At 63.3% G+C, this 13,746-nt stretch carries 8 protein-coding genes and 1 pseudogene; 6 read left to right on the top strand and 3 right to left on the bottom strand.

The window, feature by feature from the left end:
* Window positions 1–949: IS481 family transposase (locus tag AYJ54_RS15310; protein WP_063699746.1), on the bottom strand; the 949-nt coding region annotated here is incomplete at its 3' end.
* A gap of 189 nt (window positions 950–1,138) precedes the next feature.
* Between AYJ54_RS15310 and AYJ54_RS50675 the strand changes: the two genes are divergently transcribed.
* From AYJ54_RS50675 to AYJ54_RS15285, 5 genes and pseudogenes are all read left to right on the top strand, one after another.
* Complete coding sequence (locus AYJ54_RS50675; protein ID WP_161491858.1) at window positions 1,139–1,531, top strand: hypothetical protein; 393 nt, start codon at window positions 1,139–1,141, stop codon at window positions 1,529–1,531.
* Between the two features lie 20 nt (window positions 1,532–1,551).
* Complete coding sequence (locus AYJ54_RS15300) at window positions 1,552–2,724, top strand: efflux RND transporter periplasmic adaptor subunit (protein WP_063699708.1); 1,173 nt, start codon at window positions 1,552–1,554, stop codon at window positions 2,722–2,724.
* Window positions 2,721–5,858, top strand: a complete 3,138-nt coding sequence (locus AYJ54_RS15295; protein ID WP_063699707.1) for an efflux RND transporter permease subunit — start codon at window positions 2,721–2,723, stop codon at window positions 5,856–5,858. Before AYJ54_RS15300 ends, AYJ54_RS15295 begins: the two co-directional genes overlap by 4 nt.
* Window positions 5,845–6,234: pseudogene (locus AYJ54_RS15290) on the top strand (thioesterase family protein); the annotation flags it as partial. The gene AYJ54_RS15295 and the pseudogene AYJ54_RS15290, both read left to right, overlap by 14 nt.
* A gap of 734 nt (window positions 6,235–6,968) precedes the next feature.
* Window positions 6,969–8,870, top strand: coding sequence for an ATP-binding protein (locus AYJ54_RS15285; RefSeq protein ID WP_063699706.1), 1,902 nt, complete (start codon window positions 6,969–6,971; stop codon window positions 8,868–8,870).
* Window positions 8,871–8,909: 39 nt separating this feature from the next.
* Here the strand turns inward: AYJ54_RS15285 and AYJ54_RS15280 are convergent, their stop codons facing one another.
* The gene (locus AYJ54_RS15280; RefSeq protein WP_063699705.1) at window positions 8,910–11,213 is read right to left on the bottom strand and encodes an FdhF/YdeP family oxidoreductase; all 2,304 of its coding nucleotides are present in this window, start codon (window positions 11,211–11,213) and stop codon (window positions 8,910–8,912) included.
* 259 nt (window positions 11,214–11,472) lie between these two features.
* Here AYJ54_RS15280 and AYJ54_RS15275 point away from each other — a divergent pair, with 259 nt between their 5' ends.
* A complete protein-coding gene (locus tag AYJ54_RS15275) occupies window positions 11,473–12,720 on the top strand; it encodes an oxalate decarboxylase family bicupin (RefSeq protein WP_063699704.1) in 1,248 nt (415 codons plus the stop codon).
* Between the two features lie 39 nt (window positions 12,721–12,759).
* On the opposite strand, the gene cydB is transcribed toward AYJ54_RS15275, so the two are convergent.
* Entirely contained in the window at window positions 12,760–13,746 is a 987-nt protein-coding gene (gene cydB / locus AYJ54_RS15270) for a cytochrome d ubiquinol oxidase subunit II (RefSeq protein WP_063699703.1), read from the bottom strand.

Raw genomic sequence — 13,746 nt, 5'->3', positions numbered from 1 at the left:
GGTTGTTCCTGTTTAGAGCGAGTCTGCTGATGGGTGGCACGGAACCGATACTGCCATGAGGCCGATGCCAATTGTAGCGGTGAAGCCACCTCGGCAGCTCGTCGGCTCGTTCTTTTGAGGTGTTGTAGGCGCGGGCATAGGCCCACTCGCGCAGGCTGGTCTGGATAAAGCGTTCAGCCTTGCCGTTGGTCTTGGGCGTGTAGGGCCTGGTGCGGATGTGCTTCAGGCCGAGACGTCTGCAGGCTTTGCGGAAGGCAAAGGATTTGTAGCAAGAGCCGTTGTCGGTCATGACCCGCTCGACCTTGATGCCCAGGCTGGCGTAGTAGGCGATCGCTGCCTTGAGGAAAGACACGGCACAGCTCCTTCGCTCGCTCTTCATGACCTTGCTGAAGGCGATGCGGGAGGCATCGTCGATACAGACGTGGACGTATTCCCAGCCAGGTCCTTCACCGCGGGCACGCAGGCTGCTCTGGCCAGTTCGATCACCGGTGATGCGATGGCCTACACGGTTGAACTTGCCGAGCTTTTTGATGTCGATGTGGATCAACTCCCCGGGATGTTCGCGTTCATAGCGCCGCACCAGCTCGGCTGGCTCCAGGTCGCGCAACCGGTTCAATCCCAACCGTTGCAGGATGCGGCTGACGGTCGCCGGAGAGATCCCGACCTCGGCCGCAATCTGCTGGCCGGTGTGGCGCTGCCGGCGCAACACCTCGACCGCAGCGCATGTGGCAGGCAGGGTTTGGCTCGGCGATGAAAGGGGCCGTGAGGAGCGATCACGCAACCCGTCCACGCCTTCCTCGCGGAAGCGCTTGACCCATTTGGCAACCGTTTTCGCTGTCACGTTGAACTGGAGCGCGGCTGCGGCCTTCGTAAGGCCACCTTCGACCACACTCCGCACCATGGCCTCTCGACCTTTCGGCGTCAGAGGCGCATTCTTATGGGTGTCCATTCGGTTCTCCCCTCGGAATCTGAAGCTTCAGCAACCTCAGCTTCCTCGGTCAGGGCCGAATGGACAACCTCCTGAAAGCTCACATCTAGATCGCGTCAGTTCACGTGGATGCGTCCGGGCGCGCCGCTTGCGGCCGCCATCGTATGGCTGGCCGCGACTTCCGCAATCGCTCAAACGGCAGTGCCGGGGATGCAGCCATCGGTCGGCATGGGCGCAACGTCACCGCTCAACCTGCAATCCACGCGCCCCGAGGGCATTCCGCTGGGATCGACCGAAATCACAACACCCGGCCTGTCCCCGGTCAGCCCCGCGCAAGGCACGGGGAATTGTGCCGCGTCGAGCAATGCCGGATCGCCCGGAGCCTTGTTCGACGGAGGCGGACTTTCCGGAAGCTCATCGCCCTCTTGCACCGGCGGCACGACGTCTCCGTCGCCCCTGCCCTCGTCATCGTCGGTCGGACGCGTCGGGATTCCGCTCGGCACCACCGAGCTCGGCGGCGCCGGACTGAGCCCTGCCGTGCCGGTGCCCGGCCCAGATCTTTCGGGCGCGGCTGCTCCTGCGAACAGCACCGGCAATCCCTGACATCATCGAGGAGCATCACCATGAAACCAACCCTCACAATTGCGCTGGTCGCTTCCGCCGCTGTGCTGGCAGGAGCAGGCTTCTGGTTCTTCGGCATGGACAGGAAGCCCGCCGTAGCGGCCGCTCCCGTGCCTGCCGCGGTCCCCGTGGTCGCGGCCACTGTCACCGGCAAAGATGTCCCGATCTATCTCCGCGGCATCGGCACGGTGATCGCCTACAACACCGATGTCGTTCGTAGCCAGATCCAGGGGCAGATCGTAAAGATCGCCTTTACCGAGGGACAGGCCGTCAAGGCCGGCGATCTCCTGGCCCAGATCGATCCGCGTCCCTACCAGGCGCAGATCGAGCAGCTGACGGCCAATCGCGACCGCGATCAGGCTCAGCTCACGAACGCCGAGGCCAATCTCTCCCGCTACAATCGGCTGGGCGACAAGGGATATGCGACCCCGCAGCTGATCGAGACGCAGACGGCTCAGGTGGCGCAGCTACGGGCGGCCGTGAAGGCGGACCAGGCACAGATCGACGAGGCCAACGTCCAGCTCAGCTACACCCGCCTGACTTCGGCCGTTCCCGGCATCACCGGTGTCCGCCAGATCGACGTCGGCAACGTGATCCATCCGACCGATCCGAACGGTCTCGTCATCGTCACCCAGATCGAACCAATCTCCCTGCTCTTCACCCTTCCGCAGACGGATTTGCCCGCGATCCAGCAACAGGCCGCCAAGGGACCGCTGAACGTCATCGCCTACAGCCAGGACGACAAGATGAAGCTCGACGAGGGCAGGCTCCTGCTGGTCAACAACGAGATCGCGGGCACGACGGGCACGGTGCAGCTCAAGGCGGAATTTCCAAACCATGGTCATCGGCTGTGGCCGGGGCAACTCGTGAACGCGCGCCTGCTGCTGGAGACGCGGAAGGATGCCCTGACGGTCGCTGGCTCGGCGGTACAGCAGGGCCCGAACGGCAATTACGTCTATGTCGTGGCTCCCGACCAGACGGCGAAGCTGCGACCCGTCCACGTCGCGCAAATCAGCGATGGCCAGGCCCTGATCGACCAGGGCCTGAGAGCGGGTGACGTCGTGGTCGTCGACGGCCAGTATCGCCTCACCGAAGGAAGTCGCGTTCGGGAGCTGCACGGCAAGGCCGCGCGCGAGGCCGACCTGCAGAGCGCCGTGCAGGACGCCATCCCATGAATCTCTCCGCCCCGTTCGTCCTGCGGCCGATTGCAACTGCTCTCCTGATGGCGGGCCTATTGTTGTGCGGCCTTGCGGCCTATCCCCTGTTGCCAGTCGGCGCGCTGCCGAACGTCAATTACCCGACGATCCAGATCTCGGCCCAACTGCCCGGCGCCGATCCGGAAACCATCGCATCATCGCTCGCCACGCCGCTGGAGCAGCAGCTCAGCCAGATTCCCGGCGTCACACAGCTCACCTCGTCCAGTGCGCTCGGCGTGGCAGCGCTCACCGTGCAGTTCGAGCTGTCGCGCACCGTGGACAGCGCCGCGGTCGACGTGCTGGCCGCGATCAACGCCGCCAGCCCCTTCCTGCCGCCGAACATCCCCTACCCGCCGACGATCCGGAAGGTGAATCCCGCGGAAACGCCGATCATGCTGCTCGCGCTGACGTCCGATTCGCTGCCGCTGACCACGGTCGACGCCTACGCGGAAAACATCCTGCTGCCCAAGATCTCGCAGATCCCCGGCGTAGGTCTCGTCGGAATCGGCGGCCAGCAGAAGCCCGCGATCCGCGTCCGTGTGAATCCGCAGGCGCTTGCCGCCCGGGGGATCGGGCTCGAGGACGTCCGCAGCGTGATCGCCGGCGCCAATGTCGATCTGCCGAAGGGCACGCTGAACAGTCCGCGCGTCACCTACACGCTGAACACCAACGATCAGCTCCTCAAGCCGTCGGCGTATGAAGATCTGATCATCGCCTATCGCAACGGCTCGCCGGTGCGGATCCGGGATATCGGCACGGCGATCGAAGCTCCCGAAAACGACCTTCTGGCCGGCTGGTACGGCAAGCAGCCCGCCATCGTTCTTGCCATCCAGCGCGTCCCCGGCGCCAACGTCATCGAGACGGTCGATCGCATCAAGAGGCTGCTGCCGACGCTGCAGGCCTCCGTTCCTCCTGCGATCAAGGTGACGATCGCCGCGGACCGCACCGCCACCATTCGCGCTGCCGTCTCCGACGTCCAGTTCACCCTGCTGCTGACGGTCGCACTGGTGGTGATGGTCATATTCCTGTTCCTGCGGAACTTCTGGGCCACCATCATTCCGGCGGTGACGGTTCCCCTGTCGCTGATCGGAACGTTCGCGGTTCTCTATGTGCTCGGCTACAGCCTGGACAATCTCTCGCTGATGGCACTGTCGATCGCGGTCGGTTTCGTGGTCGACGATGCCGTGGTCGTGATCGAGAACATCGTGCGCCATCTCGAGCAGGGCATGACGCCGATGCAGGCGGCGCTCAAGGGCTCCAGCGAGATCGGCTTCACCATCGTGTCGATCACGCTGTCGCTGATCGCGGTGTTCATCCCCCTCTTCCTGATGGGCGGCTACGTCGGAAAGCTGTTCCAGGAATTCGCCATCACGATCACCGCATCGCTCCTGCTTTCGCTGATCATCTCGCTCACTTTGACCCCGATGATGTGTGCGCGCCTCCTGAAGGACGACTCGCGCAAGAAGCACGGCAGGCTCTATCTCATGTTCGAGCGTGGCTTCGATGCCTTGCTCGCGCTCTACGCGCGCGGCCTGCGCGTCGTGCTACGCCACCGTTTCGCAACGCTGCTGGTGATGCTCTCGACCATCGCGCTGACCGGCTACCTCTACGTAATCATCCCGAAGGGCTTCTTCCCGCAACAGGACACCGGGCAGATCGTCGGCATCACCGAGGCCGCGCAGGACATCTCCTTCCCCGCAATGTCCGAGCGCCAGCAGGCGATCGTCGGCATCCTCTTGAAGGATCCGGCCATCCAGTCGGTGGCGAGCTATATCGGCCCGGGTGGCCCGACCGCCACGCTTAACCAGGGGCGCATCTTCATCGTCCTGAAGCCGAAGCCGGAACGCAAGGCCAGCGCCGATCAGATCATCGAACGGCTGAAGCCCCAGCTCGCCCACATCCAGGGAATCACACTCTACATGCAGGCGGCCCAGGACATCACGATCGGCGCGCGGCTGTCGAAGACGCAATATCAGTACACCCTGACGGACGCAGATTCCAACGAGCTGACGCATTGGTCGGCCGTCTTCCTCGACAAGCTCCGCGCGCTCGACATCATCACCGACGTCGCAAGCGACCAGGCCAATGCGGGCCCGCGGCTGGATGTCACGGTCGACCGTGAGGTCGCCTCCAGCTTCGGCATTCTGCCTTCGACGATCGACAACACCCTCGACGATGCCTTCGGCCAGCGCATCGTCTCGACCATGTTCACCTCGCTGAACCAATACCATGTCGTGATGGAAGTCGACCCGCGCTTCCAGTACGGGCCCGAAGCGCTCAAGGAGATCTACCTGAACTCGGCCGCTGGGCAGCAGGTACCCCTGAGCACGCTGGTCCACAGCGTCATCAAGCCCGCGCCAATTCTCATCAACCATCAGAGCATGTTCCCCTCCGTCACCATCTCGTTCAACCTGCGGCCGGGCGTCGCGCTCGGTGACGCGGTGACGGCGATCCAGAAGATCGAGAAGGACACCGGCAAGCCCGCCTCGCTCGCGACGTCGTTCCAGGGCAATGCGCAGGCCTTCCAGTCCTCCTTGTCAGGCACGCCGCTGCTGATCGGCGCGGCCTTGATCGTGATCTACATCATTCTCGGCGTCCTCTATGAGAGCCTGATCCACCCGATCACGATCCTGTCGACATTGCCGTCCGCCGGCATCGGCGCGCTGCTCCTGCTGCTCGCCGTTCACGTCGATCTCAGCGTCATCGCCATCATCGGGATCATTCTATTGATCGGCATCGTCAAGAAGAACGGCATCATGCTGGTCGACTTCGCCCTCGAAGTACAGCGCCATCATGGGCTCAGCCCGCAAGAGGCCATCTACCAGGCCTGCACGCTGCGCTTCCGTCCGATCCTGATGACGACGATGGCCGCGCTGCTCGGCGGCGTGCCCCTGATGCTCGGCACCGGCACCGGTTCGGAACTGCGCCAGCCGCTCGGCTACACCATCGTCGGCGGCCTGATGCTCTCGCAAATCCTGACGCTCTACACGACGCCCGTGGTCTATCTCTATCTCGACAGGCTCGGCGCGTGGTTCACCAAGCCGCGGACGGCCGGACCATCCGGCCCATCAACGGACGCGCCGGAGACGAGGTTAAGTCATGAGTCCGCTTGACAGGGTGAGCGTCGGCATGACGGCGGAGAAGCTTCTGACCGTCACGCCCGAGATGACGGTCGGCCATGTGGTGCCGGGCATGCCCGCTGTCTACGGCACACCGATGATGATCCTGCACATGGAAATGGCCTCCGGATTGGCAATCCAGCCCTCCCTGCCGGCGGGATTTGTCAGCGTCGGAATGATGGTGAACGTCCGCCATCTCGCGGCGACGCCGGTCGGTCGCACCGTGCGCGCGGTCGCGCGAATCGTCGAGATCGAGGCAAAGAGCGTCGTATTCGCGGTCGAGGCCTGGGACGGCACCCGCAAGATCGGCGACGGCACCCACCGCCGCGGCGTCGTCAATGTCGCCGAGTTCGAGAAGCGGTTCGGCGTAACGCGGCCTGCGGCAGCGATGCATTCCCAGCGCCCTGAGGGGACGACGGTCTCGGCGAAGGACGCCCATTCTTCACCCGGAGTCTGCCGACTGCCGTGACATCACCCGATGATGACAGGTTGCCGCTGTTTTGCCCGACGTGTCAAACGGTTTGGCTGAGCGCAATGCATCGTGCCAGCTGCCCCGCGCTACTTTGCATGGGGTTGTTTTTCAGATTTTTGGTTGGCTGGCCGAACCGGTCCGACTTTCCGGCTCTCACGCCATTGGCCTGAGACCGCAGGCGGGCTTAGGATCGAAGCCGCGACAATCTGTTCTCCGGCCACGGCGGCGTGCGTTTTGGCAAAAGGCGCGCGAAAAGCAAAAGACTCTCTTTCCGCAGTACGGTAAATCGCGAGCACTTCGTGCGTAATGCTCCGAGCACCTGGACTCGGAAAGTGGTGTCATGCTCGGCGAGCATTTTTCGAACCTGTCCGATCCGCCGGCGCAGTCCGGATTCGCCTACGGCATGAAAACGGTTAGTCGGATTCTCGCACACCAAGCAGCGTTCTGGCCATGATACAACGGAAAAGTGCCAGCGCGCCTGATCGCTCGTGGTGCACTCGATGACGACCGACTGTCAGAGGTCGGACACCAAGCACCTCGATGGCTGTTGCCCTGCGCAGGCCGGGCGATGGTGGCGTCGCCTGCTACCGATCCGAAGCGAAGATCGAAAGGATCGCGTCCTCTCTCATGTCATGCATTGCGCATGGGGGAGCGCTGCGCTCACGCTGTTGTCGTTCGCTTGCTTCCTGCTCGGCCTGAACTTTGCCACCGCGGCCTTCGCGCTCCTGATCACCATTGTCGTGCTATCGCTTCGCGCCAGCATCGCATCATCCGTGATCTTCTCTGCCGTGGCGATGGCCTGGCTCGCCTTCCTGTTCATTGAGCCAGCCTACTCGTTCGCAGTGAATGGTCTCCAGGATATGGTCACTTTGGTCGCCTTTCCGATTACGTCGCTGGCGATCGTCAGCCTGATCACCGCGCGCAGGCGCGCCGAACAGGCATTGTGGCGAAGTCAGGTCTATCTCGAGGAAGCTCAGACGCTCAGCCATACCGGAAGTTTCGGTTGGGACGTTTCGAGCGGCGAGCTCTTCTGGTCTGACGAGACTTTCAGGATATACGATCTTGCGTCGACAACGCAGCCGTCGCTCGACATCATATTCCAACGCACGCATCCCGACGATGTCAGTGCCGTACGTGACGCGATCGATCGCGCGGCGCAGCACAAGCGCGACATTTCCTGCGAACACCGGCTGGTTCTGACGGATGGATCGGTCCGGCACGTTCGCGTGGTCGCCCGCGGAACGACGGACGATCAGGGACGATTCCGGTTCATCGGCGCGGTCATGGACATCACCGCCCAGAAGACGGCGAACGCAGAACTGGAACGGAGCGAACAGCGCTACCGCCATCTGTTCAGCCGCATGCCGATCGCGCTCCGGGAGCTCGATGCCAGCAGGTTGGTAGCGATATTCAGACGATTGCGCGCCGAAGGCGTCAAGGATCTCGGCAGTTATTTCGACAGTCATCCCGGCTTCCTGGAGACTTGCATGGAGGCCCTCACCTTCCGGGAGGCCAACGAACGGGCGATTCAGATGTTTGGAGTAGACGGGGGCAACGACTATGTCGGACGCTCCGTCACCCACTCATGGAGCGCGCGGCCGGATACGTTCCGGCGCGCAATGGAGTCCCGCTTTCGTGGCGAGACGAATTTCGAGGAAGAGACCAAGATGGTCACGTGGGACGGGCGCATCGTCGATGTCCTGTTCACGACAGCACGCGTCGGGCCGATCAACGATCTCGAAATAAGCCTCGTCGGCACCATCGACATTTCGCAACGCGTTCGCGCCCAGGAAAGGCTGCAACAGGTGCAGGCCGAGTTCGCGCATGCGGCGCGAGTCTCGATGCTTGGCGAGCTCACCGCCTCGATCGCCCACGAGGTCAACCAGCCGCTGGCCGCCATCTCGACCAATGCCGCGGCCGGGCTACGCTGGCTGAACAGGCCAAATCCCGACATGGCCGAGGTGCGCGACGTGATCGAAAACATGGCTACGGATGCCAGGCGTGCCGCAATCATCGTGGCGCGCGTCCGCGGGATGGCCACTCGGAAGGCGCCGGAGCAGATCCTGCAGTCGCTCGACGACGTCATTCGGGAGGCCCTGCTCTTCCTTCGGCATGAGATGGAATCCCGCGCCGTCACGATCGAGCATCATCCTGATCCGGCAGTCCCGCGGCTGCTCGGTGACCGTACCCAGCTCCAGCAAGTGATCGTCAATCTGGCGATCAACGCCATGCAGGCGATGACCCAGGCGGGCAGCGAAAATCGGAGGATTGTCATCTGCACCGTCAGCCTCGATGCGGGCACGCTATGCTGCTCCGTGGAGGACAACGGCCCGGGCATCGATGCCGAACATGTCGGTCGGCTCTTCGAGAGTTTCTTCACGACCAAGGAAAGCGGCATGGGCATGGGACTGCCGATTTGCCGGTCCATTGTCGAAGCGCATGGCGGCCGGATTCATGCCGACGGCAAGGGCGCAGATGGCGGCGCGCGTTTCTGGTTTACGCTGCCGATCTCCGACTCCGCGCATTCGACTTGATCCAGCTGAGACGGCGCGGATCGAAGCCAACCAGCCAGATTAATGCTCGATCGAGGTCTCGGAGGCGCTCGAGCGCACCAGGCGGATCGGAATGCCCTTGAACGACGGCGTGAAGCTCATGGGATCGCGGGCATAGAGCGGCACCAGCGGATTGGTCTCCGGATAGTAGGCCGCGCAGCAGCCGGTCGGGAACGAATAGCCGACCACGCGGAAGTTGCGCACGATCCGCTCGACGCCATCGGTCGATTCCGTGATCAGATCCACACGGTCGCCCTCGGCAAGGCCGCGCTTCCTCATCTCGTATTCGTTGAGGAACACCACGTCGCGCTGCCCGAAGACGCCGCGATAGCGGTCCGACATCGAATAGAGCGTGGTGTTGTACTGATCGTGGCTGCGTATGGTGCTGAGCCACAGGAAGTTCGGATCGCACTGCGGCGGGTCCTCCCCGCAGCCCTCGAACACGAGGAAATTGGCCTTGCCGGAAGGTGTCGCCCAGATCCGCTCCCGTGCCGTCGAGGTGAGATGGAAGCCGCCGGGCACGCGGATGCGCGCGTTGTAGCCCTGGAAGATGGGGAAGACCGCCTCGATCGCATCGCGGATGCGATCGTAATCGGCAACGAAGCCGTCCCAGTCGACCACCGTGTTGTCGCCGAGCGTCGCCTTGGCCATGCCGGCGATGATCGCCACCTCGCTGAGGAGACGCTCCGACGCCGGCTTGTTGCGGCCACCAGAGGCGTGGACCATGGACATCGAGTCCTCCACCGTGATCGACTGCGGCCCCGACGCCTGTACGTCGATTTCGGTGCGGCCGAGGCACGGCAGGATCAGGGCGGCACGGCCATGGATGAGATGGCTGCGGTTGAGCTTGGTGGAGACGTGGACGGTCAGGTCGAGCTCACGCAGCGCGGCCTGTGTCGCCTGCCAGTCAGGAATGGCCGCGGCGAAATTGCCGCCCATCGCGAAGAAGACCTTCACTTCGCCACCGATCATCGCCTCCAATGCGGTCACGACGTTATGTCCCGGCGCAGATGGCGGCTTGAACCCGAAACGGTGTTCCAGGCGTTCGAGGAAGTCCGCTTTGGGGACTTCCGTGATGCCGACGGTACGGTCGCCCTGCACGTTGGAATGACCGCGAACCGGGCAAACGCCAGCGCCTTCACGTCCCACATTGCCCCGCAGCAGGGCCAGATTGGCGATCTGCTGCACGTTATGCGCGCCGCGCTGGTGCTGCGTGATGCCCATGCCATAGACGAGGATGGCACGCTCCGACTTCATGTAGGCATTGGCCGCATATTCCATGTCCTCGCGCGTCAGGCCGGACTGACGTTCGATCGCGGGCCATTGCGTGCGCTTGAGATCGTCGATCAGCGCTTCGATGCCGACGGTATGCCCGCGGATGAAATCCCAGTCGAGGATCTCCGGCTGATCGGCGGCACGCGCGGCCTCGTCCGCTTCCACCAGGATCTTCATGATCCCCTTCAGCACCGCGACGTCGCCGCCGATCCGCACCTGGAAGAGTTTTGAGCTGATCGTCGTCGAGCTCAGCGTAATCATCTCGACAGGACTCTGGGGTGCCTGGAAGCGTTCCAGCGCGCGCTCGCGGAATGGATTGAACGAGATGATCGAGGCGCCGCGGCGCGCCGCATTGCGCAGGCTCGTCATCATCCGCGGGCTATTGGTGCCGGGATTCTGGCCGAAGATGAAGATGCAGTCGGCCTTGTCGAAATCCTCCAGCAGCACGGTGCCTTTGCCGACGCCGATCGATTGCGGCAGGCCGACGCTGGTCGCCTCGTGGCACATGTTCGAGCAGTCGGGAAAATTGTTGGTGCCGTATTCGCGCACGAAGAGCTGGTAGAGAAAGGCGGCTTCGTTCGACGTCCGCCCGGACGTATAGAACTCCGCCATGTTCGGATCCGGCAGCGCCCTGAGCTGGCGGCCGATCATGTCGAACGCATCGCTCCACTCCACCGGAAGATAGCGGTCGGAGGCCTTGTCATAGGCCATCGGATGCGTGAGCCGCCCGACCATTTCGAGATCGTAGTCGCTCCAGCCTGCCAGCTCCGTGACGGTATGCTCGGCGAAGAACTCGGGCGTACAGCGTTTCGACGTCGCTTCCCAGGCGATCGCCTTGCCGCCATTCTCGCAGAACTCGAACGACGAGGTGTGCTTCGGATCGGGCCAGGCGCAGCCGGGACAATCGAATCCCTGCGGTTGGTTCATGCGGCTCAAGGTTGCCGCGCCCTTCACCGGCACCCGCTGCACAAGAAGGGCCTCGCTGAGCGCCTTGAGAGCGCCCCAGCCGCCGGCGGGCTCACGATAGGGACGTACCGATTTCCTGGTCATCTGAGATATCTCTCGACGTGACAATCCTCGTGCCAGTTAAGGAGCGTTGCGGCCAAACCGTCTTTTCAAATCGGATTTCGAATTTCTCAATTGCACAGGTTTGCCCCCAGGCGCGATCGCCGCCCCTCACCAAAACCGGCAGTGCATTCCGGAAAAAGGATCATCGTTCGCGGAAGCTACGCCGGCAGGGCGAAACTAGGTTTGAACCCCGGAGCCTCGACGCGATGAAGGCTCGAGATGCATTTCAGGAGCGACCAACATGATTTCACGACGTGATTTGCTGGCTGTGTCGGCGGCAGGCGCCGCCATGGTCAGCTCCAGCGCGCAAGCCGCAACCTTCGGCAATCCGGACGAGCCGCCGCAGGGCGCCATGAATGCCAAGAGCCCCGGAAGCCTGAGCGATCCCGGACCGCAAAATCCGGCCCTCGCGAAGCAGTTTCCATCGGCGCAAACGCCGCCGGCGACGGACGTCGGCGGTCTGCCGATGAACTGGGCCTCGTTCAACAACGCGCCCAGGCGCATCCAGAATGGCGGCTGGGCCCGCCAGGTCACGGTCGAGGATTTCGCGATCTCGAAGGAGATCTCCGGGGTCAATATGCGGCTGTCCGCCGGCGGCATCCGCGAGCTGCATTGGCACCAGGCGGCCGAATGGGCGATCATGACCTACGGCAGCTGCCGCATCACGGTGCTCGACGTTCAGGGCCGCCCCTATGTGGCCGACCTCAAAGCCGGCGATCTCTGGTACTTCCCGTCGGGCGCGCCGCATTCCCTGCAAGGACTTGGTCCCGACGGCTGCGAGTTCGTGATCTGTTTCGACGACGGCCACGCCAATGAGTTCAATACCCTGCTGGTGACGGACTGGTTTGCCCACACACCTCCGGAGGCGCTGGCCAAGAACTTCGGGGTGCCGGCGGAAACCTTCGCCAAAATTCCCCTGCACAATCTCTGGATCTTCCAGGGCACGGTGCCCGGCGATCTCGCCGCGGATCGCGCTGCTGTTGCCAAGCATGCCGAGGCACCGCCCTACCCGTTCGTCTACTCGCTGGGCAGTTCCGCTCCGGTCAAGGAGAGTTCCGCCGGGAGCATCCGCGTCGCCGACAGCACCAACTTCAAGGTGGCGACCACCGTCGCGGCAGCGCTGGTGACGATGCCTCCGGGGGCTGTCCGGGAGATGCACTGGCATCCGAACGCGGATGAGTGGCAGTACTACATCAAGGGCAAGGCGCGGATGACGGTGTTCGATACCGGTCCCAACGCGCGGACGACGGATTTTTCCGCGGGCGACATCGGCTATGTTCCGCGCAATCTCGGACACTACGTCGAGAACGTCGGCGATACCGATGTACAGTTCGTCGGCGTATTCCGCGCGCCGCGTTACGAGGAGGTATCGCTCTCCAACTGGTTGGCACACACCCCGCCCGGGCTGGTCGCCCAGCACCTCAATATCGATGAGAAGCTGATCGCGCAGTGGCCGGACACCAGTCCAGGCGTCATGCCGAAGTCCTGAACGACAAAGGCGCCGAAACCGGCGCCTTTCCTTTTGCTGTCAGTAGTGCGCCGACTCGGACGTAAACTTGCCCTTGAAGACGCGGAAACCGGTCGCGACGTAGATCAGCATCAGGGGAAAGATGAAGAGGCCTTCGCCCCAGAACATGAAGGCCAGGCTGGCATGAGGCGCGGCAGCCTCATCGATGGTGATAGCGAATGGCACCATGTAAGGCCAGAACGAGAGCGCCAGCGTCCCAAATGCCGATACGAAGATCAGCGAGACCATGTGGAACGGCCAATAGTCGTCATGCCGCAGGATGCTCGAGGCGAGCATGCAGGCGGCCCCCGCGCCGATCGCTGGAAAAACGAACAGATAAGGCCGCTCGATCCAGCGCTGCAAAATCGGCAGGTGATGCAACAACGCGTGGCTGAAGACGATGATCAGGAACAGCAGAACTCCGGTCGCCAGCACGGGGATCTGGCTCCGCGCCAGGTCGCGAACAGCGCGACCGCGCTTTCTCACCAGCCAGCACGCCCCAAGCAGCGAATAGCCGAGACATAGGCCGACACCGCACAAGGCCGAGAACACGCTCAACCAACCGAACACCCCGCCGGCATAGTGGCCATCCGCGACGGGCAGTCCCTGTACGAGCGCGCCAACCATCACGCCCTGCATGAAGCTTGCGACCAGGGAGCCGACGCCGAAGCTGAGATCCCAGATCCAGCGCGAGCGCTGCGACTTGGTCCGGAACTCGAAAGCGACCCCGCGCAGGATCAAGCCCAGCAGCATGAAGATCACCGGAAGGTAGAAGGCCGAGAGCACGGTCGCATACACGAGCGGGAACGCCCCCCACAGGATCACACCCGTCACGACAAGCCAGGTCTCGTTGCCATCCCAGAACGGCGCGATCGCACCCAGCATGGCCTGCCGCCGCGGCTCGCTGTTCGGCAGCAGGAACAATATTCCGACGCCGAGATCGAAGCCGTCGAGCAGGAGGTAGATCAGGATGCTGATTGCCAGTAGAGCAACCCAGAACGTCACCAT

It is taken from the genome of Bradyrhizobium centrolobii (genome assembly GCF_001641635.1).
Lineage (GTDB): Bacteria > Pseudomonadota > Alphaproteobacteria > Rhizobiales > Xanthobacteraceae > Bradyrhizobium > Bradyrhizobium centrolobii.
The sequence above is the reverse complement of the archived record's forward strand: the minus strand, read 5'-3'. Positions and strand labels throughout refer to the sequence as shown.

Excerpts from the sequence above, each read along its gene's own strand:
- AYJ54_RS15295 (WP_063699707.1), top strand. The coding sequence starts at position 2,721 with ATGAATCTCTCCGCCCCGTTCGTCCTGCGGCCGATTGCAACTGCTCTC.
- AYJ54_RS15285 (WP_063699706.1), top strand. The coding sequence starts at position 6,969 with ATGCATTGCGCATGGGGGAGCGCTGCGCTCACGCTGTTGTCGTTCGCT.
- AYJ54_RS50675 (WP_161491858.1), top strand. The coding sequence starts at position 1,139 with ATGCAGCCATCGGTCGGCATGGGCGCAACGTCACCGCTCAACCTGCAA.
- AYJ54_RS15300 (WP_063699708.1), top strand. The coding sequence starts at position 1,552 with ATGAAACCAACCCTCACAATTGCGCTGGTCGCTTCCGCCGCTGTGCTG.
- AYJ54_RS15280 (WP_063699705.1), bottom strand. The coding sequence starts at position 11,213 with ATGACCAGGAAATCGGTACGTCCCTATCGTGAGCCCGCCGGCGGCTGG.
- cydB (WP_063699703.1), bottom strand. The coding sequence starts at position 13,746 with ATGGTGACGTTCTGGGTTGCTCTACTGGCAATCAGCATCCTGATCTAC.
- AYJ54_RS15275 (WP_063699704.1), top strand. The coding sequence starts at position 11,473 with ATGATTTCACGACGTGATTTGCTGGCTGTGTCGGCGGCAGGCGCCGCC.